Origin of the sequence: Mesorhizobium sp. ESP6-5 (assembly GCF_020164695.1) — a bacterium.
GTDB lineage: Bacteria > Pseudomonadota > Alphaproteobacteria > Rhizobiales > Rhizobiaceae > Mesorhizobium > Mesorhizobium australicum.
Genome location: NZ_JAIUGR010000007.1, coordinates 68,549 through 85,532, shown reverse-complemented (window position 1 = coordinate 85,532; position 16,984 = coordinate 68,549). Strand labels below are relative to the sequence as shown.

17 protein-coding genes are annotated in these 16,984 nt (G+C 66.2%); 8 read left to right on the top strand and 9 right to left on the bottom strand.

The window, feature by feature from the left end; translation table 11 throughout:
• Nucleotides 1–169: 169 nt before the first annotated feature.
• Genes LB524_RS13315 through LB524_RS13305 form a run of 3 tightly spaced genes read right to left on the bottom strand, consistent with a single transcriptional unit; the run spans nucleotide 170 to nucleotide 4,003 of the window.
• Nucleotides 170–2,428 carry a xanthine dehydrogenase family protein molybdopterin-binding subunit gene (locus LB524_RS13315; protein WP_224527004.1) on the bottom strand — a complete coding sequence of 753 codons (2,259 nt, stop codon included), beginning with the start codon at nucleotides 2,426–2,428 and terminating at the stop codon, nucleotides 170–172.
• On the bottom strand, nucleotides 2,418–3,476 hold the full coding sequence (locus LB524_RS13310; RefSeq protein WP_140617998.1) for an FAD binding domain-containing protein: 1,059 nt from the start codon (nucleotides 3,474–3,476) through the stop codon (nucleotides 2,418–2,420). The genes LB524_RS13315 and LB524_RS13310 overlap by 11 nt, the downstream gene beginning before the upstream one ends.
• Nucleotides 3,473–4,003, bottom strand: a complete 531-nt coding sequence (locus LB524_RS13305) for a (2Fe-2S)-binding protein (protein WP_140617999.1) — start codon at nucleotides 4,001–4,003, stop codon at nucleotides 3,473–3,475. The genes LB524_RS13310 and LB524_RS13305 overlap by 4 nt, the downstream gene beginning before the upstream one ends.
• A 252-nt stretch (nucleotides 4,004–4,255) precedes the next feature.
• Here LB524_RS13305 and LB524_RS13300 point away from each other — a divergent pair, with 252 nt between their 5' ends.
• Nucleotides 4,256–4,873, top strand: coding sequence for a TetR/AcrR family transcriptional regulator (locus LB524_RS13300; protein ID WP_140618000.1), 618 nt, complete (start codon nucleotides 4,256–4,258; stop codon nucleotides 4,871–4,873).
• A gap of 129 nt (nucleotides 4,874–5,002) precedes the next feature.
• Here LB524_RS13300 and LB524_RS13295 read toward each other — a convergent pair whose 3' ends face one another.
• Nucleotides 5,003–5,956 carry a LysR family transcriptional regulator gene (locus tag LB524_RS13295; RefSeq protein ID WP_224527001.1) on the bottom strand — a complete coding sequence of 318 codons (954 nt, stop codon included), beginning with the start codon at nucleotides 5,954–5,956 and terminating at the stop codon, nucleotides 5,003–5,005.
• Nucleotides 5,957–6,153: 197 nt separating this feature from the next.
• Between LB524_RS13295 and LB524_RS13290 the strand changes: the two genes are divergently transcribed.
• On the top strand, nucleotides 6,154–7,446 hold the full coding sequence (locus tag LB524_RS13290) for an MFS transporter (protein WP_411909914.1): 1,293 nt from the start codon (nucleotides 6,154–6,156) through the stop codon (nucleotides 7,444–7,446).
• Here LB524_RS13290 and LB524_RS13285 read toward each other — a convergent pair.
• A complete protein-coding gene (locus tag LB524_RS13285) occupies nucleotides 7,428–7,604 on the bottom strand; it encodes a hypothetical protein (protein WP_157163654.1) in 177 nt (58 codons plus the stop codon). The genes LB524_RS13290 and LB524_RS13285 overlap by 19 nt on opposite strands.
• Before the next feature lie 323 nt (nucleotides 7,605–7,927).
• On the opposite strand from LB524_RS13285, the gene LB524_RS13280 reads away from it, so the two are divergent.
• Entirely contained in the window at nucleotides 7,928–8,926 is a 999-nt protein-coding gene (locus tag LB524_RS13280) for a bestrophin family protein (RefSeq protein WP_140725270.1), read from the top strand.
• A gap of 42 nt (nucleotides 8,927–8,968) precedes the next feature.
• Here LB524_RS13280 and LB524_RS13275 read toward each other — a convergent pair whose 3' ends face one another.
• Entirely contained in the window at nucleotides 8,969–9,232 is a 264-nt protein-coding gene (locus LB524_RS13275; RefSeq protein WP_140663353.1) for a hypothetical protein, read from the bottom strand.
• A 99-nt stretch (nucleotides 9,233–9,331) separates the two neighbouring features.
• Nucleotides 9,332–10,078 (bottom strand): DUF899 domain-containing protein, encoded by a 747-nt coding sequence (locus tag LB524_RS13270; protein ID WP_140663351.1) that lies wholly within the window; start codon nucleotides 10,076–10,078, stop codon nucleotides 9,332–9,334.
• A gap of 289 nt (nucleotides 10,079–10,367) precedes the next feature.
• Between LB524_RS13270 and LB524_RS13265 the strand changes: the two genes are divergently transcribed.
• The 3 genes from LB524_RS13265 to LB524_RS13255 all read left to right on the top strand — a co-directional run bounded on the left by LB524_RS13265 (nucleotide 10,368) and on the right by LB524_RS13255 (nucleotide 13,173).
• Nucleotides 10,368–11,588 (top strand): helix-turn-helix domain-containing protein, encoded by a 1,221-nt coding sequence (locus LB524_RS13265; RefSeq protein ID WP_224526993.1) that lies wholly within the window; start codon nucleotides 10,368–10,370, stop codon nucleotides 11,586–11,588.
• 33 nt (nucleotides 11,589–11,621) lie between these two features.
• Nucleotides 11,622–12,254 carry a DUF5074 domain-containing protein gene (locus LB524_RS13260; RefSeq protein ID WP_140791278.1) on the top strand — a complete coding sequence of 211 codons (633 nt, stop codon included), beginning with the start codon at nucleotides 11,622–11,624 and terminating at the stop codon, nucleotides 12,252–12,254.
• 88 nt (nucleotides 12,255–12,342) lie between these two features.
• Nucleotides 12,343–13,173, top strand: a complete 831-nt coding sequence (locus tag LB524_RS13255; RefSeq protein WP_140791280.1) for an aldo/keto reductase — start codon at nucleotides 12,343–12,345, stop codon at nucleotides 13,171–13,173.
• 21 nt (nucleotides 13,174–13,194) lie between these two features.
• On the opposite strand, the gene LB524_RS13250 is transcribed toward LB524_RS13255, so the two are convergent.
• Nucleotides 13,195–13,503 (bottom strand): hypothetical protein, encoded by a 309-nt coding sequence (locus tag LB524_RS13250; protein ID WP_015316958.1) that lies wholly within the window; start codon nucleotides 13,501–13,503, stop codon nucleotides 13,195–13,197.
• A gap of 198 nt (nucleotides 13,504–13,701) precedes the next feature.
• On the opposite strand from LB524_RS13250, the gene LB524_RS13245 reads away from it, so the two are divergent.
• The gene (locus LB524_RS13245) at nucleotides 13,702–14,409 is read left to right on the top strand and encodes a glutathione S-transferase family protein (protein WP_224526989.1); all 708 of its coding nucleotides are present in this window, start codon (nucleotides 13,702–13,704) and stop codon (nucleotides 14,407–14,409) included.
• A gap of 336 nt (nucleotides 14,410–14,745) precedes the next feature.
• Nucleotides 14,746–16,248 (top strand): ATP-binding protein, encoded by a 1,503-nt coding sequence (locus tag LB524_RS13240; RefSeq protein ID WP_224526986.1) that lies wholly within the window; start codon nucleotides 14,746–14,748, stop codon nucleotides 16,246–16,248.
• Between the two features lie 293 nt (nucleotides 16,249–16,541).
• Here the strand turns inward: LB524_RS13240 and LB524_RS13235 are convergent, their stop codons facing one another.
• Nucleotides 16,542–16,820: an usg protein gene (locus LB524_RS13235; protein ID WP_015316961.1), complete on the bottom strand. Its 279-nt coding sequence runs from the start codon at nucleotides 16,818–16,820 to the stop codon at nucleotides 16,542–16,544.
• Between the last annotated feature and the right edge of the window lie 164 nt (nucleotides 16,821–16,984).

Genomic DNA, 16,984 nt, shown 5'->3' with positions numbered 1-16,984 from the left:
CAACCGACCGCTTGCCTGCCCTAGAGCCGGATGATTTCAGGTCCGTTCGACCTGAAATCTGAATCCGCGTCTAAATCAAAGAGATAGAGCATGATGTCGTCCGAAAACCGGTTCCCACTTTTCGGCATCATGCTCTGGCGCAGGCCTGTCGTTTCGGGCGGACCGCTCGTCACCCCAGCAGGTCCTCGATCCGGATCGGAAAGCGCCGTGGGCGCACGCCGGTCGCGTGCCAGACCGCATTGGCGATGGCGCCGGCAGTGCCGGTGATGCCGATTTCGCCAACGCCCTTGATGCCGAGGGCGTTCACGTAAGGGTCGTCCTCGTGAACCAGCAGCGCCTCGACCGAGGGCACGTCGGCATTCACCGGGACATGATAGTCCGCCAGGTTGGCATTCTGAATGCGGCCGGAACGCCGGTCCGTGACGGCTTCCTCATGCAGCGCGAAGGAAACGCCCCAGATCATCCCGCCATAATACTGGCTGCGCACCAGCCGCGGATTGATGACCCGTCCGGCGGCGAATGCGCCGACCAGCCGGGTGACGCGGATCTGGCCGAGATCCGGGTCGACCTTCACCTCGGCGAAGACGGCCCCATGCGCGTGCTTGGCGTACGTCTCCTGGGAGGCCGGGTCCGGAGCGCCTTTGCCCCGGCCCTCGATTTCGGTCAGGCCCGCGCGGACGAGGATCTCGGTATAGCTTTCGCCGCGGCTTTCGTCATCGCGCCGGTAAAGGCGTCCGCCGCGTGCAACAACGCCTTCATTGCCGGCGCCGAACAGCGGCGAGGCTTCGTCGCCGGTGGCGAGACCGGCAAGGTTGGCGATGACGGCCGCACCCGCATTGTGGATGGCCATGCCGGCCGTCGCCGTGTGACCCGAACCGCCGGCGATGCCCGCATTGGGCAGGTCGGAACTGCCGGCCCTGAAATCGACCTGGTCGATGTCGAGCCCCAGCCCGTCTGCTGCGATCTGGGCAAAAGCCGTCCAGGCGCCTTGGCCCATGTCCTGGGCGCCGGTCTCCATCAATCCGGTGCCGTCGGCCCTCAGCACCGCGCGTGCCTCCGCCTGGAACATGAGTGCAGGGAACGTCGCCGTGCCCATGCCCCAGCCGGTGAGGAAACCGTCGGCGTCGCGCATCCGCCGCGGCTGCAGCGGGCGACCCGCCCAGCCGAACGCCTCGGCGGCCTGTTCGTAACATTCGCGCAGCGCCTTGGAGGAGAACGGCTTGCCGGTCATCGGTTCGACCTCGGCGTAATTCCTGAGCCGGAATTCCAGCGGGTCCATGCCGCAGGCATGGGCCGCCTCGTCGATGGCGCTCTCAAGCGCGATCGATCCGGTGGCCTCGCCTGGCGCCCGCATGAACAGCGGCGTGCCGGTGTCGAGCCGCACGGCATCGTGCGAGGTGGCGATGGCCGGACTGGCATAGAGCGTGTGCGAGGCGTCCGCCGCCGGTTCGAAGAAATCGTCGAACGTGCTCGACGTGGTCCTGGCGTGATGGGAGATCGCGGTCAGCAGCCCTTCGCCATCCATGCCCATGCGCAATGTCTGGCGGGTCGGGGCGCGGTGACCGACCGGGCCGTACATCTGCTCGCGCCGGAGCACCAGCTTGACCGGGCGGCCGACGAGACGCGCCGCCAGGATGCCGAGCACTTGCGGTCCGGAAATCATGCCCTTGGAGCCGAAGCCGCCGCCCAGGAAAGGGCTGCGGATATGGACGTTTTGCGGCGCGATGCCGAACAGGCCGGCGATGCGGCCCTGCGCCATGGCCAGGCCCTGGCTCGGCGTGTCGATCGACAGCCGGTCGCCATCCCAGGCAGCGACGATCGCGTGGGGCTCCATGGCGTTGTGGTACTGGGCCGGCGTCTCGTAGGTCGCCTCGATCCGCGTCCTTGCCGATTTGAGGCCGGCCTCGACATCGCCCTTCTCCTGCACAGCCGGATTGCCGACGCCAACGCCGCGCGGCACGAAGCTTTTGGCGCCGTCCAGACCAACGCGCGCCGGCAACTCCTCATAGCGCGGCGACAACAGCGCCGCCCCTTCGGTCGCCGCTTCCAGCGTCCGCGCGATCACCACGGCAATGCTCTGGTTGGGGTAGCGAACCCCATCGTTCTGCAGCAGGTCGAGCCGGAACATGAAGGGATGGTCCTTGGCATCCGGATCGACGGCGAGCGCCGGCCGGTTCAGTGGCGTCATCACCTCGACCACGCCGGCATGCGCCTTGGCCGCCTCGACATCCAGCGAGACAACCCGGCCGCGCGCTATACTGGAGACGGCAAGCACGGCATAGAGCATGCCGGGCGGATTGTTGTCGGCGGCAAAGCGCGCGGTCCCGGTGACTTTCAAAAATCCGTCGCGACGGGTCAGCGGCTGGCCGATGCTGGAGCCCTGGCGCGTATGGGCAGGCTGTTGGTTGAGGCCGAGTTCAAGCGTCATGACGCACTCCGGGGAGGGAGGAAAAAGGGGAAGCAGGCAAAGCGGGCATCAGAGCGGGCGTTCCCGCCTGTGCGGACATCAGCGCCCTGACGACAATGCGGCGGGCAAGCTCGATCTTGAACGCATTGTCGCCGGAGGGGCTGGCGTCGGCCAGAGCCGCATCCGCGGCCCGAACGAAGCTCGCTTCATTGGCATCGGCGCCGAGCAGCACCGCTTCCGCCGAGCGCGCCCGCCATGGCTTGGCCGCGACACCGCCGAGCGCCAGCCGCGCGGCGCGGATCTTGCCGTCGGCGACGGTCAGGGCCGCGGCAGCCGAAACGACGGCGAAGGCATAGGAGGTGCGTTCGCGTAGCTTCAGGTAGCGGGCGTGGGCGGCGAAGGACGCTGCTTCCGCCGGCAGGCGCACCGCAACGATCAGGTCGCCTGGCTGCAGCACGGTTTCGCGCTGCGGCGTGTCGCCTGGAAGCCGGTGGAATTCCTCCAAGGTCACGTGGCGCCGGCCTCCCTTGCCCTCGATCTCGACGACGGCGTCCAGCGCCACCAGCGGCACACAGAAATCGGAGGGATGGGTGGCGATGCAGGCATCGCTCCAGCCCAGCACCGCATGCAGGCGGTTCTCGCCGCCAAGCGCCGAGCAGCCGGAACCGGGTTCGCGCCTGTTGCAGGCGCTGGCGGTGTCGTAGAAGTAACTGCACCGCGTGCGCTGCAACAGATTGCCGCCGACAGTGGCGGCGTTGCGAAGCTGCGCAGAGGCGCCCGAAAGCAGCGCTTCGGCCACCGCCGGATAGGCTCTGGCGAAGGCCGGATCATATGCGAGATCGGCATTGCGGACCAGCGCGCCGACGCGCAGGCCGCCATCATCGAGCGTTTCGATGCGATTGAGTTCCGGCAGGCGGGTAATGTCGACGATCCGTTCGGGGCTGGTGATGCCGCCCTTCATCAGATCGAGCAGATTGGTGCCGCCGGCGAGATAGGCCGAACCCGGTTCGGCCGCCGCCGCTATGGCGTCGGAGACGGTGGCCGGCCTGATGAAATCGAAGTCTCTCATGCCGCGGTCCTCCTGCGTGCCTCGGTGGTGGCGGTGTCGGCCATGTTTTTCTGGGCTTCAATGTTTTTTTGGGCTTCCAGGACGGCCTCGACGATGCCGCCATAGGCCGCGCAGCGGCAGATGTTGCCGCTCAGCCCCTCGCGGATGCGCTCGGGATCATCGCCAGCCTGTCCTTCGGCGATCAGGCCGAGCGTGCTCATGATCTGCCCGGGCGTGCAGAAACCGCACTGGAAACCGTCATGGGCGATGAAGGCGGCCTGCACAGGGTGCAGTTCTTCACCGTGAGCGATACCTTCGATGGTCAGCACTTCGGCGCCGTCATGGCTGACCGCCAGCGCCAGGCAGGAGTTTATGCGCTTGCCGTCGACCAGCACCGTGCAGGCGCCACACTGGCCGCGGTCGCAGCCCTTCTTCGTGCCGGTGAGCTCAAGCCGCTCGCGCAGCAGGTCAAGCAAGGTGACGCGTGGGTCGACCTCCAGTTCGTGTCGATGTCCGTTGACGGTAAGCGAGATGGGAAGGCTGGTCATGGGCGTCTGGCTCCAGTTGCTTGACGCTGAGGGGAATGAAGTGGGGTAGGGGCGGGGAAGGGCAAGGTCAGGCGACGGCCAATCTCCTGCGGGTTGGGAAAGTGGCGGGTTGCGGCTTCGAAAGACGTGACATACCGGTTCCCCTGATTATATGATGGGGGTTCTCCACTAAAAGCGGAGGTGCCTCCGTTTATTTACGTGGGGGCTGGCCAGGCGTGGTTCAAGCCCCCATATCCCTGGTGGAGAAAAAAATTGGCTTTTGAGCCCGTCACAACCGCTGACCAAAAAACCGCCGCCGCCGACAAGCCGTTGCGTGCCGATGCACGGCGCAATCGCGACCGGCTGGTCGAGGTGGCGGCTGCGGTCTTTGCCGAGCGCGGCATCGACGCCTCGCTGGAGGAGATCGCTCGGCGCGCCGGCGTCGGCATCGGCACGCTCTACCGGCATTTTCCGACACGCGAGCATCTGGTCGAGGTGGTCTACCGCCGCGAGGCGGAGGGGTTGTGCGCGGCGGCCGGCGAGCTCGCTGCAAGATATCCCTCCGATGTGGCGCTGGAAGAATGGATGCGCCGCTTCGTCGACTACATCGCTACCAAGCGCGGCCTGGCGACCAGCCTGCGCATCCTGTTCAACACCAATTCGACGCTGTTTTCCGACACGTCGGGACGGGTGTCGCAGGCGCTGCGGCAACTGGTCGAGGCGGCGGTGGCCGACGGCACCATCCGCGGCGATGTCGATGCCTCCGACGTGCTGCATGCGCTCGGCGGCATCTACTCGGCGCCCGACACGCCCGAATGGCGCGACCGCTCGCGCCGTCTGGTCAAGCTCCTGATGGACGGGTTGCGGTTCGGGGCGACGAAGGCTGGATGAGAGGGCGAACGCCGCTTGCCCCGGCATGAGGCGAGCGATGACAAACGCTGATCGTGCGATCGTGTTTGGGGGCGGCTGAATTTGCTCCGGCATGGCAGCTCGGCGACTGCTCCGGGTCCGGGAACAGGATCAGTCGGCCCGCCGTCGATCCGCCACCAGACTTCCTGCCGTCGCCGGCTGCTCGAGCCGGCGAACCGCGCCCGGAAACTCCTTGAAGATCAACGATCGCAGCCAGCGATGCACGGGATCGGCATCCATGCGGGGGTGCCATGCCTGGGTGATGGTGAAGCCTGGGCTTGCCACCGGCAGATCAAACATCTGGGTACGGCCTGTCGCACCCAGATGGTACGAGCGCGGCACCAGTCCAACGAGATCGGATGCGGCCGCGACCGCGACGACCGCCGGATAGCTCGGCACCACCAGATCGACCTTTCGCGAAAGGCCGAGTTCGGCGAGTGCTTCATCGATCGGTTCGATGAAATGGCCTCGCCGGGATGAGACCACGTGCCGGCACGCGGCGTAACGCTCAGCGGTTATTTCGGTCTCCAGAAGCGGATGCCCCGTTCTCGCCACACCGACAAAACGGTCATCGAACAACGCCTGCCCACGCAATTCGGCACCATCACCCGAAAGCACGCCAATATCGAGGTCGATCGTGGCTTCTCTCAGCAGTTCGATGCGCTTGTCCGGCCGGGGCGCGAAGCGCAGCCTTATGCCGGGCGCGGCACTGGTGACAAGGGCATGGAGACGCGCGGCGTAGAGCAGCACGAAGGCTTCATTGGCCCGGATGGTGAAATCGCGCCGCACCTGGCTGATGTCGATCTCCGGCGAGGGGCTGAGCACGGACCGGACCTCCGACGTCAGCGTGTGCACCTGTTCGGCAATCGCTTCGGCATGAGGCGTCGCCACCATGGCGCGTCCCGCCGACACCAGGATGGGATCGCCCAGCGCCAGCCGCAATCTCGACAGTGTGCGGCTCATCGCGGACGTGCTGAGGCCAAGTTTCTTGGCGGCGCCCGAGACGCTGCGCTCCCGCAGCAAGGCGTCAAGCGCCACCAGAAGGTTCAGGTCAAGATTGAGCATGAGAGAGCCTAACGAGATGAGGCGTTTGACGCAACGGTCAATTTACTCCGTTGCGCCTGGTGCAATCATGGGGTGAGCGGTATCGATGCGGCGACACCAACGAAGCGGAGCCTCCGATGTCCATAGCCGCAACGATCAATCCCGCCCATGACGGCCTGCCGTCGCCACGCCGCTACCTGGCCATCGCCGTCCTGCTGATGACGCTGGTGCTCGTCGTGCTGGACGGCGCCATCGCCAATGTCGCGCTGCCATCCATCGCGGCGTCGCTCAATGCCAGTGCCAGCAGCACCGTGTGGGTGGTGTCGAGCTACCAGCTTGCGGTGCTTGTGGCTCTTTTGCCTTGCGGCGCGCTGGGCGAGATCCACGGCCCCCGGCGTGTCTTTCTTCTGGGTGTCGCGTTGTTCACGGTGGCTTCGGCGGCCTGTGCCTTCGCCGGCAGCCTGCCTGTTCTTGTGGCTGCCCGGTCCATCCAGGGGCTGGGGGCGGGCGCCATCATGGCGACCGGGCCGATGAACCTGCGCGTTTCGGTGCCGCAGCGGCTGCTCGGAACAGTGATCGGCTTCAACGCGATGACGATTGCGATTTCCGCGGCCGCCGGCCCTGGTGTCGCCGGCGCGATCCTCTCCGTATCCAGCTGGCCGTGGCTGTTCGCCGTCAACATCCCGATCGGCATCATCGTCCTGTTGTCTGGCGGGTTGCTTGCGCATCTGGATGGCGTGAAGCGTCACCTCAACCTCGTGGCATTGCTGGCCAACACACTGATGTTCATCCTGTTCTTCACGGGCGCCGACCGCATCGCCGGTGCGCCGGTCAGCGGGTCGATCCTGATCGGTTGTTCCGTCCTGTGCCTCGTCATCTTGTTGTCTCTCGAACGCAGGAGTGCCGCACCGATCGTGCCGACCGACCTCTTGGCCGATCCAGCCTTCCGGGTAGCCGTCATCGCTTCGATCTCGTGCTTCACCGGGCAGATGCTCAGCTACGTCGCGCTGCCATTCTACCTGCAGCACACCTTGCACATGAGCCCAGTCCAGGCGGGCCTCTACATGATGCCATGGCCCATCGCGACGATCATCATCGCGCCGATTTCGGGGCGGCTGGCCGATCGTTTCAAGACAGCGTGGCTGTGCGCCGCCGGCGGCGGGTTGCTGGCGATCGGCCTTCTGATCGCGGGCCTGACACCGCCCGGTCCAAGGGCGATTGCCTTCCTGGTCGGAACCGTCGTCGCGGGCACGGGTTTTGGTCTTTTCCAGACGCCGAACAATCGCATCCTGCTTCTCTCCGCACCCAAGGCGCGCAGCGGTGGGGCGGGAGCCATGCAGGGCACGGCACGGCTGTTGGGACAAACGCTTGGCGCCATTTCGATGTCGATCATTTTCGCGACCGTGCCGCTGACAGGCGCACCCAGCCTCGCGCTGGTCCTGGCCGGCGTCTGCGCGGCCATCGCCTGCCTGGTCAGCCTGAGCCGCGCCCGCTACGAGAAGGTGGCATGAGACCAGCTGGCGCTCGACACGCTGTCCTCGATGCGCGCGCAAGGCATCGACATTCCGATACCACGGTCGATCTCGGCCTGCGCTCGGCAATCGAGATCGCCAAAGGCTACCGGCTCGTGGCGTCCCGATGACAAGGGCGTCGCCGAGGCGCTTGCCATGATGAAGTCGCTTATTGGTGAACCCACGCCGGCGTCGATCGGAGTCCAGGCCTTGCCGACGGTGCAGTCCGGTGCTGCTGGAATCCTTCAAGACGGTCTTCCACAACCACTCGCCGGGCGGAACTGGCGGACGCCTGCAACTCGCCAAGCCGAAGTGCAATTTAAATAGGGGGAACGATCACGGGCGCGGGCGAGATCCTGTGCCCATGGCGGCGTCCTGCGCACACCGCGGTCGACGGCTCTTCGCCCTGTGCAAACGATATGATAGGCGTCAGGCTACCGGTGGTCCGATTGCCGCCCGTTCGTGATTGAGGGGCATTTCAATGTATGTAGGCCGTTCCTACAAGGTGATCGATTTCGCACTGTGGTCACGGCGCAGCGTCCTCTACATGGTGGTGGTGAGTGGGCTGGCCGTGGCTGCCTACCGCTTTCCGGGCATTGCCGGGTTCTCCGTGCCATGGTCGGTGGTGCTGGTGCTCGGCACCACGGTGTCGCTGGTCGCCGGCTTCAAGAACTCGCAGGTGTTCACCCGCAGCAGTGAGGCGCTGCAGGCCTTCACGCAGATCACGGCCAGCAGCCGCGTATGGTCGAATTTCTGTCGGGATTTCCTCGATGCGCCGACGGCCAGGCAGCTCATCTACCGCCATATCGCCTGGATGACGGCGCTGCGATATGCGCTGCGGCGGCCGATGCCGTGGGAATCCATGGGGAACGCCGCCAATATCGAATACCGACGGCGTTACCACATTCAGGAGGACAAGGGTTCGATCGCCGACGAATTACGCCCGCTGCTGGGCGACCAGACCGCGGATGTCCTGAAATCGCCTCGTCCGGCGATAGCCCTGCTCGAATTGCAGTCCGTCCAGGTCAATGCACTGTTCAAGGACGCCAAGGTCCCGCCGCAGATCCATGGCGAACTGACGAAGCTGATCCGCGACTTCCACGACCAGCAGGCGCGCTGCGACCGCATCAAGAACAATCCCTATCCCCGGCAATACGCCATCGTCAGTTCCATGTTCGTCATGATCTTCTGCACGCTGCTGCCGTTCGGCGTGGTTCCGGTGTTCGCCGACATGGGCAAGCTGGGGGGCATGCTCGGCTCGATCGGCATCTGGCTGACGATCCCGTTCAGCACGCTGCTGGGCTGGGCCTACATGTCCCTCGACCAGGTCGGCGAGAGCAGCGCCAACCCTTTCGAGGGCAACGCCAACGACGTGCCGATCTCGCAAATCTGCCGCGACATCGAGATCGAGATGCGCGCCGGGCTCGGCGAGAGCGATCTTCCCAAGCCATTGCTGCCGGTCAATGACATCGCGACGTGAGGTCGGGCGCCGGAGTCGGGCAGAGCCATGCCTTCTCAGCGCCTAGCGGCGGGACATCACCCTCAGCCACGGCGCCAGATGGAAAGCGCTCATCAGCAGATACATGGCCGGCATGCCGGTCAGGATCGAGCCGGCCAGCGGCGAGGCGCCCATGCACAGCATGGTCCCGTCGCCGCCGTGAAGACGGGAAAGCAGCGCCATCACCGCAAAGGTCGGCGCCGCGGCGAGGCATAGCCAGTCGGCTATGCCATGGGGGACGACATTTTCGGGGGTCACGCTGCCGATGCCGGAAGGGATATCGCTCATGATCTTATTCCCTTGATGGTTGCGGCCCGTCATGACCTGGGGTCCTCGGCCCTGCCGGAGGCGGGAAGAGGAACCCAGGCTGGACGGACTTGCGCCAGCTTACTGGTTGCCCTTGTCGCGGAACGCGGCCTCGCCGGCAGCTGACACTTCGGCCCATTTCTTGTCGGCTCCGGCATCGTAATTGTCGTGCCAGTTCCACCAGCTGTAGAGTGGCGTCTGCGGGTAGCCTTCGGGCGAGTCTTCCCACACCTCCTGGCGGCCGAGCGGCGTGATGTCGAGATAGCTCCAGACGGTGCCCAAAGCCTCGTCGCCGCGGTTGTTGATGAAATAGGTGCGGAAGATGCGGTTCCCGTCATGAATGAACACGTTGTGGCCGTGCCATTCGTCGACGCCGAAGTCCTTGTCGAAGCTATCGGTGATCGTATACCAGGGCATCTCCCAACCCATCCGTGTCTTCAGCCGCTCGATGTCTTCCTGCGGGGCGCGAGAGGCGTAGGCGAGGGTGGTGTCGCGGGCGTTGAGATGGGCGAGGTGGCCGACCTGGTCGGCGCCGAGCGAGCAGCCGCGGCAGGCATGATCGGGCCAGCCATAGACGCCGGGCTCGAAGAAGGCGCGGTAGACGATGAGCTGGCGGCGGCCTTCGAACAGGTCGAGCAGGCTCACCTTGCCGTCAGGGCCCTCGAAGACATAGGCCTTGTCCACTTCCGTCCACGGCATGCGCCGGCGTTCGGCCGACAGCGCGTCCCTGGCGCGCATCGTCGCCTTCTCCTTCACCAGCATCTTTTCGTGCGCGGCGTTCCAATCCTGCTGTGAGACGATCGGTGGGGTGTTCATGGTCATGGTCATTGGTCTTCTCCTTTGCCGGTCGTGGCGTCGTTGCGGTGTGGTGTTGCCTGGACGTGTGGGGGAGCCGTAGGCGCGGCGAAATCCGAAAGATCCGGCCCGGCGCAGCAGGGGTGGCGTGCGGCGTGCTTGGCCGTATCATTGGCCGCGTCGAGGTCGAGGTTGGTGGAGGCAGGCATTTCTGGTTCTCCCTTGCTGCCGTCATTGCCGGCACGTCTTGCTGGTTGACGGTACTGACGTAAGTTAGGCGGCGCTGCGCCGAGGTGGGAGTTACAAGTGTGACGGGATTTGAATGGACTCGCTGATCACCGCGGCAGCGCTGGCGCTGGCGGCCGGCGATCCGCTCGGCGCGCTCGACCGCGTCGCCCTGCGCGAGGATGCGCCGGCGCTGGCGCTGCGCGGCATCGCCATGGCGCAGCTCGGCGACTTCGATCGCGCCAAGCTCTTGTTGCGGCGGGCCGCGCGTGCCTTCAGCCCGAAAGAGGCGGTGGCGCGCGCCAGATGCGTCGTCGCCGAGGCCGAGATCGCGCTGGTTTCGCGCGATTTGGGCTGGCCGGCCAAGGCGCTCGACGCGGCCCGCACGGCGCTGGAAAAGCATGGCGACCGGTTGAACGCAGCGCATGCCGGTCACCTCAAGGTGCGGCGCCTGCTCTTGATCGGCCGCCTCGACGAGGCCGAGCAGGTGCTCGCCGGGCTCGACCCGGCGCCGCTGCCGCCGGCGGCAAGAGCCGCGCACGAACTCGCCGTCGCCGGCATCGCCATGCGGCGCCTGCGGACCAGGCCGGCGCGCGCGGCGCTGGAGTGGGCGCGCCATGCCGCTCGCAAGGCCGGCATTCCCGGCCTCATCGCGGAGGTCGACAGCGCGTGGCTGGCACTGGAGACACCCGCGGCGCGGCTGATCGCGCAGGGCAGGGAGCAGCCGCTGCTGCTCGAAGAGGTCGAGGCATTGCAGGGATCGCCGGCGCTGGTCGTCGATGCTTTCCGCTACGCCGTGCGCGTTGGGCGGACCACGGTTTCGCTGGCGAGCCGGCCTGTGCTGTTCGCCTTGGCGCGGACGCTCGCCGAAGCCTGGCCTGGTGATGTTTCGCGGGGGGAACTCGTGGCGCGGGCCTTCGGCGGCAAGCATGCCGATGAATCGCATCGCGCGCGCCTGCGCGTCGAGATCGGGCGGCTGCGTGCCGAGCTTCGCGCATTGGCCGGCATCAGCGCCACCAGGCATGGCTTCACGCTGGTGCCGCGCCAGGCCCGTGCGGTGGTGGTGCTGGCGCGGCCGATCGAGGAACGGCACGCGGCCGTGCTTGCCTTGCTGGCCGACGGCGAGGCCTGGTCGAGCTCGGCCCTGGCGCTGGCACTTGGAACCGGCCAGCGCAGCGTGCAGCGGGCGCTTGAGCCGCTTGCCGAGGCCGGCAAGGTACAATCCTTCGGCCATGGCCGGGCGCGCCGCTGGATGACGCCGCCGGTGGCGGGTTTCACGACCACCTTGTTACTCCCCGCGCCGCTTCCCAATGGCTAGAAAGTGACGACGACCACCATCGAGGGACAGGACATGAAACATTCGGCAGCCGAAATCTTGAGGGAATACGGGCCCTTTCCCGGTGCCAATACAGTGGCCGGGGTAAGCTTTGACGGCAAGAATGTCTGGTTCGCCTCGGGCGACAGGCTGAACGCCTTCGATCCGGAGAGTGGGCAGGCCTTGCGCTCGATCGATGTCGCGGCACATGCCGGCACCGCCTATGACGGCCGGCATTTCTTCCAACTCGCCAAGGACCGCATCCAGAAGATCGATCCCGACACGGGCGAGGTGCTTTCCACCATTCCAGCCCCCGGCAATGGCGGCGATTCCGGGCTGACCTGGGCCGAAGGCACGCTATGGGTCGGCCAGCACCGGGAGCGCAAGATCCACCAGATCGACCCCGAGACCGGCGCGATCCTGCGCACCATCGAATCCAACCGGTTCGTCACCGGGGTGACCTGGGTCGACGGCGAATTGTGGCACGCCACCTGGGAGGGCGACGAAAGCGATCTGCGCCGCGTCGACCCGCGGACGGGCAAGGTTCTGGAGAAGCTCGACATGCCTGCCGGCATAGGCGTCTCGGGGCTGGAATCCGATGGCGCCGACCGACTGTTCTGCGGCAGCGGAAACGCCGGCGTGGTGAGGGCGGTGCGCCGGCCGAAATAAGGGTCCGCGAATTTTCCCCAATCGACTGGCCGTTGTGCGATGCCAAACCTAGATAGGCTGGACCATCCCCCCACAAAAGGATTCTCCCATGCGCGAACAGATCACGTTGAACGACGGCACCGCCATTCCCCAGCTTGGCCTTGGCGTCTGGCAGGTCGATCACGACATCACGGCGCAGGTGGTGGGCTGGGCGATCCAGGCCGGTTACCGGCTGATCGACACCGCCGAGGGCTACCGGAACGAGGAAGGGGTCGGCGAGGCGATCCGCGCCGCCGGCGTGCCGGCGGCAGAGCTGTTCATCACCTCGAAGCTGCGCAACGGCGCGCACCAGCGCGATGCGGCGCTTCGGGCCTTCGACGACACGATGAAGAAGCTCGGCGTCGAGCAGCTCGACCTGTTCCTGATCCATTGGCCGGTGCCCAGCCAGGACAAATATGTCGAGGCGTGGAAGACGCTCGTCGAGCTGCAGCAGGCCGGCCGCATCAAGTCGATCGGCGTTTCGAATTTCAACAGGGATCATCTGGAGCGCATCATCGGCGAGACGGGCGTGACGCCCGTCGTCAACCAGATCGAGCTGCACCCGCGCTTCCAGCAGCGCGATCTGAGGGAATTTCACGCCCGGCACGACATCCATACGGAAAGCTGGAGTCCGCTGGGCAGCGGCCGGTTGCTGAGCGACCCGACCATATCAGGCATTGCCCGCAAACACGGCAAGTCCACCGCGCAGACAATGATCCGCTGGCATCTCCAGCAAGGGCTGATCGTCATCCCGAAGTCGGTGCGCCAGGACCGCATCGCGGCCAATTTCGATGTCTTCGATTTCGAACTGGACGCACAGGACCTGGAGACGATCGCCGGCATGGATTCGGCTGACGGCCGTAACGGTCCGAATCCGGTGACGGCGGCGTTTCTGTTCTGAGAGGACGAAGCGGCCGGCGCGCTAAATCCCCGAGCCGTCCAGCTGTTGCGCGTCGTCGCCTTCCCACGGCGCTGGCATCGAGGCGCCCCGGCTGAGATTGGCCGAGGGCATCGGCATCCAGCACTTCAGCTCCGGCTCGGCATATTCGACGACGCGGCCGGGCGAGGAATCGGAGGCGCGCCAGCCCTCGTCACCGAACTGATCGGCGCGTGACCAGTAGGCGAGGTCGACTTCCGCCGGCCCCTGCTCGGATGGGCGGACCGTCACGAGGATCCGGCTGCCGTCTTTTGGCGCGCTCGACATGTGGCGCCAGCGGTCGGGCTCGTCCATCGTATTTCCTCCTGCCTTGCTGTGGGATGAAGTGTCGCCTCGTCGTCGGAGACGGTCAACCCAAACTTTGCGCAACCCATCCTGTTTCGATAGGCTGCTCGTTCCGCCCGGCGCGCGGGGAGTGGATGATTTGTCGGATTGCACCAGCCGCATCCGTCCTTGATCTGGCGACGGTCGCCGAGACAAGGAGAGGCATTCATGAGTGACGAAGTCGAGCCCATGCCGGCTGGGGTGGAAACAAAACTGTACTTCAGCCGCAACCCCAATCCGCGCCTGGGGGTCGCGGTGGCGCGTCATCTCGGGGCGAGGGTGACCTTCGAATTCGCGTCGCCGTTCGCGCCGGGGCAAGCGGAGCGATTCCGGCCGCTCAATCCCAACCTTTCCCTGCCCATACTGGTCTGGCCCGGCGGAAGCCTGTGGGAGGCCGACGCCATAGCCTGCCGGTTGTCGCGCGACATGGGTTCCGATTTCTGGCGCAGCGGCGACGATGAGCCCGAGATGATCCGCTGGCTGAGTTGGGGCAAGGAGAATTTCATGCGGGCCTGCGACATGGTGCATTTCGAGCGCGGCACCAAGCAGCGTTATCACATCGGGCCGATCGATCACCAACTGGTCGAGGATGGGCTGAAACTGTTTCACACGACGGCGGCGATCCTGGAGACCGCGCTTGCGGGCCGGCAATGGCTGGTCGGAGACGAAGTTTCTTATGCCGACTTCCGCATGGCGACCTTCCTGCCTTTCAACGATGTCGCGGGCCTGCCGCTCGGCGACTATCGACTGGTCGATCGCTGGTATCGGCGGCTTGAAGCGATCAACGCCTGGCGTGATCCCTTCGAGGGTCTGGACGCGCCGCGATTGCCGCCAGTCCCAGGACAGGTCGAGCCGCATGAGGCGCCGAGGCTGTAGTCGAAAGGGGCGGCGACCGGCGTATACGTTTGGAGAGAAACTTGAAAACGCCGGCCGCCATTTGGGGGCGTTGGGGTGCATCGCTTTGGGGGGATGCAGAGGCTAGGCTAAGCGGATGGCCGGCCGCCGCAATCGAAACGCCGGCCCATGGTGAACAGGCGGTTACTATCCACAGGTCAGGGCCGCAATCCGGCAGGCCCGCCGGATTGCGGCCGTCCATCGCGGCCAGATCGTCATTGTCTCGGCTGTGCGCAACGCGAATCGCCGGCCATGCCACGCTCGACGGGCCGCGATCGGATTGCTAAGCCCGTCCGCGAAGGAGCTGATGAGTCTGGCATGACCGTTGCGATCGAGATGGGACACACGACAGCGGGCGCGCCGGCGAAACTCGATCTCGAGGAGTTGCTGGCGACCCGCCTTCTGGTGCAGGGCAATTCGGGGTCCGGCAAGTCGCACCTCTTGCGGCGTCTCTTGGAACAGAGCGCGCCTTGGGTGCAGCAGACCATCATTGATCCGGAAGGCGACTTCGTATCCCTGGGCGAACGCTACGGCCATCTGGTGATCGATGCCGAGGAGCATACCGAGCGCGGCTTGCAGGCGGCCGGCGAGCGGGCGCGCATCCACCGTGTCTCGACCGTGCTCAACCTCGAAGGCCTCGATGCCGAGAACCAGATGCGGCGCGCCGCCGCTTTCCTCGGCGGGCTGTTCGAGGTCGCGCGCGACCACTGGTACCCGATGCTGGTGGTGGTCGACGAAGCTCAGCTTTTCGCGCCGGCGGTGGCCGGCGAGGTGTCGGACGAGGCGCGCAAGCTTTCGCTCGGCGCCATGACCAACCTGATGTGCCGGGGCCGCAAGCGCGGGCTTGCCGGCATCATCGCCACGCAGCGGCTGGCCAAGCTCGCCAAGAACGTCGCGGCGGAAGCCTCCAATTTCCTGATGGGCCGCACCTTCCTCGATATCGACATGGCGCGCGCGGCCGATCTCCTGGGCATGGAGCGGCGGCAGGCGGAGGCCTTCCGCGATCTGGAGCGCGGCCAGTTCATGGCGCTGGGGCCGGCACTGTCGCGCCGGCCGCTCGGCCTGCGCATCGGCCCGACCGACACCAGCCCGCGCAACGGCACGCCCAAGCTGATGCCGCTGCCGGAGGCGGCGCTCGAGGATGCCCGCGCCATCATCCTGGCCGCCCCGCCGCCCGAGACGATGCGCGCGCCGCGCCGGGTGGCGTCGCCGGACCTGCTCGACCAGTTGATGGCGGCGAAGTCGGCTGCGCTGGAAATCCGCCCCGAACCGGCGGAGCCGCAAGTCAGCGCCGAGGATCTGGCGGAGCGGCGCGAGCGGGTGGACCGCGTGCTGCGCGCCATTCTTGCACAACCTGACGCGGGCTTCCGCGTGATCGGGGTGCTCTACCAGGAGTTTGTCGTGCGCTGCCGCATCGAGGGGCTCGCCTCGGTCGTGCCTGACCTGCCCGCCTTCCGCCGCATGTTGACGCGCGCCCGTGCCGGGCTGGAGGCCGAAGCCAGCGAGGACGATGTGTGGCGCGACGTCTCGGTGCGCGCTTCGCTGCTGCCGGAGGACATGCAAGGCGTGTTCATGATGATCGCGCGCGCGGCGAAGGAGGGCTGGCCGTGCCCGAGCGATGGCGCGATTGCCCGCGCCTACGGCTCGCACTCCATGCGCCGCGCCCGGCGGCTGCTCACCTATATCGAGGAGCAGGGCCTCATCGTCTGCCAGGTCGACGGCACGGGGAAGCGCACCGTGACGCTGGTCGAACTCGCCTGGGCAACGGCGCCCGGCGATCCCAATGCCGAGGGGGCGGAACAGGGAAGCCTGGCTTTGTGAGGGCATCCAACGCGGCTGTGGCGGCATTGCGATCTCATCGACAAACGCTGATCCGCTGGTTCTCGATGGCGGACCTGGCGGCGGCCGGCATCGCCTCGCTGGCCTTGCGCGGTCCCCGGCAAGCGGCGCAAGGTGGCTGGTGCCGGGAACCCGCGGCTCGATGCTTGCCGGGCTCGGCGTGGCGCTGGTCAATCATCGTATCTGAAGCTTGCTCGCAGACGGCGGGTGCGAAGGCGATGGTGAGGTCGCTGGTCGGCTTCTGGTAAGGTCAGCACCGCGCGATGACGCCGCCCTTACTGGACCGTGATGACACCGTCGACCGCCCGCCATTCCGATGGGGTGATGAGCCGGTGGTGGGCGATGTGGACGGAGTGAAGCGGCCCGTCCAATTCGCGCTCCCAATAGGAGAGAAAGCCCTTGAGTTCGGGGAACTCCGGCGCCAGGTCGTAGTCCTGCCAGACATAAAGCTGCAGCAGGCTCCGATGGTCAGGCAGACGGTAATGGATTTGTGCGGTGGTCAGGCCATAGCCTTCCATCTGGAGGCGGAACTCCTTGCTGACGCTTGCGATCATTCGTGTCTCCTTTCGGCGGCAGCGGTGGCCGTAACGGCGAAAAAGTCTCTCGGCCCATCAATGTGCGCCGTCGGTAAACAACTCCTTCAGAGGGTGAGCGGTTCCGGCGCCGGCGATGGTACCGGCTCGGATAATTTTGCCGGATCTAGGCGTAAATTCAAGCG

Excerpts from the sequence above, each read along its gene's own strand:
- LB524_RS13285 (WP_157163654.1), bottom strand. The coding sequence starts at position 7,604 with ATGGCAAGCGCCTCGGCGACGCCCTTGTCATCGGGACGCCACGAGCCG.
- LB524_RS13260 (WP_140791278.1), top strand. The coding sequence starts at position 11,622 with ATGAAACATTCGGCAGCCGAAATCTTGAGGGAATACGGGCCCTTTCCC.
- LB524_RS13290 (WP_411909914.1), top strand. The coding sequence starts at position 6,154 with ATGACGCTGGTGCTCGTCGTGCTGGACGGCGCCATCGCCAATGTCGCG.
- LB524_RS13275 (WP_140663353.1), bottom strand. The coding sequence starts at position 9,232 with ATGAGCGATATCCCTTCCGGCATCGGCAGCGTGACCCCCGAAAATGTC.
- LB524_RS13245 (WP_224526989.1), top strand. The coding sequence starts at position 13,702 with ATGAGTGACGAAGTCGAGCCCATGCCGGCTGGGGTGGAAACAAAACTG.
- LB524_RS13295 (WP_224527001.1), bottom strand. The coding sequence starts at position 5,956 with ATGCTCAATCTTGACCTGAACCTTCTGGTGGCGCTTGACGCCTTGCTG.
- LB524_RS13280 (WP_140725270.1), top strand. The coding sequence starts at position 7,928 with ATGTATGTAGGCCGTTCCTACAAGGTGATCGATTTCGCACTGTGGTCA.
- LB524_RS13310 (WP_140617998.1), bottom strand. The coding sequence starts at position 3,476 with ATGAGAGACTTCGATTTCATCAGGCCGGCCACCGTCTCCGACGCCATA.
- LB524_RS13315 (WP_224527004.1), bottom strand. The coding sequence starts at position 2,428 with ATGACGCTTGAACTCGGCCTCAACCAACAGCCTGCCCATACGCGCCAG.
- LB524_RS13265 (WP_224526993.1), top strand. The coding sequence starts at position 10,368 with ATGGACTCGCTGATCACCGCGGCAGCGCTGGCGCTGGCGGCCGGCGAT.
- LB524_RS13250 (WP_015316958.1), bottom strand. The coding sequence starts at position 13,503 with ATGGACGAGCCCGACCGCTGGCGCCACATGTCGAGCGCGCCAAAAGAC.
- LB524_RS13240 (WP_224526986.1), top strand. The coding sequence starts at position 14,746 with ATGACCGTTGCGATCGAGATGGGACACACGACAGCGGGCGCGCCGGCG.
- LB524_RS13255 (WP_140791280.1), top strand. The coding sequence starts at position 12,343 with ATGCGCGAACAGATCACGTTGAACGACGGCACCGCCATTCCCCAGCTT.
- LB524_RS13235 (WP_015316961.1), bottom strand. The coding sequence starts at position 16,820 with ATGATCGCAAGCGTCAGCAAGGAGTTCCGCCTCCAGATGGAAGGCTAT.
- LB524_RS13305 (WP_140617999.1), bottom strand. The coding sequence starts at position 4,003 with ATGACCAGCCTTCCCATCTCGCTTACCGTCAACGGACATCGACACGAA.
- LB524_RS13270 (WP_140663351.1), bottom strand. The coding sequence starts at position 10,078 with ATGACCATGACCATGAACACCCCACCGATCGTCTCACAGCAGGATTGG.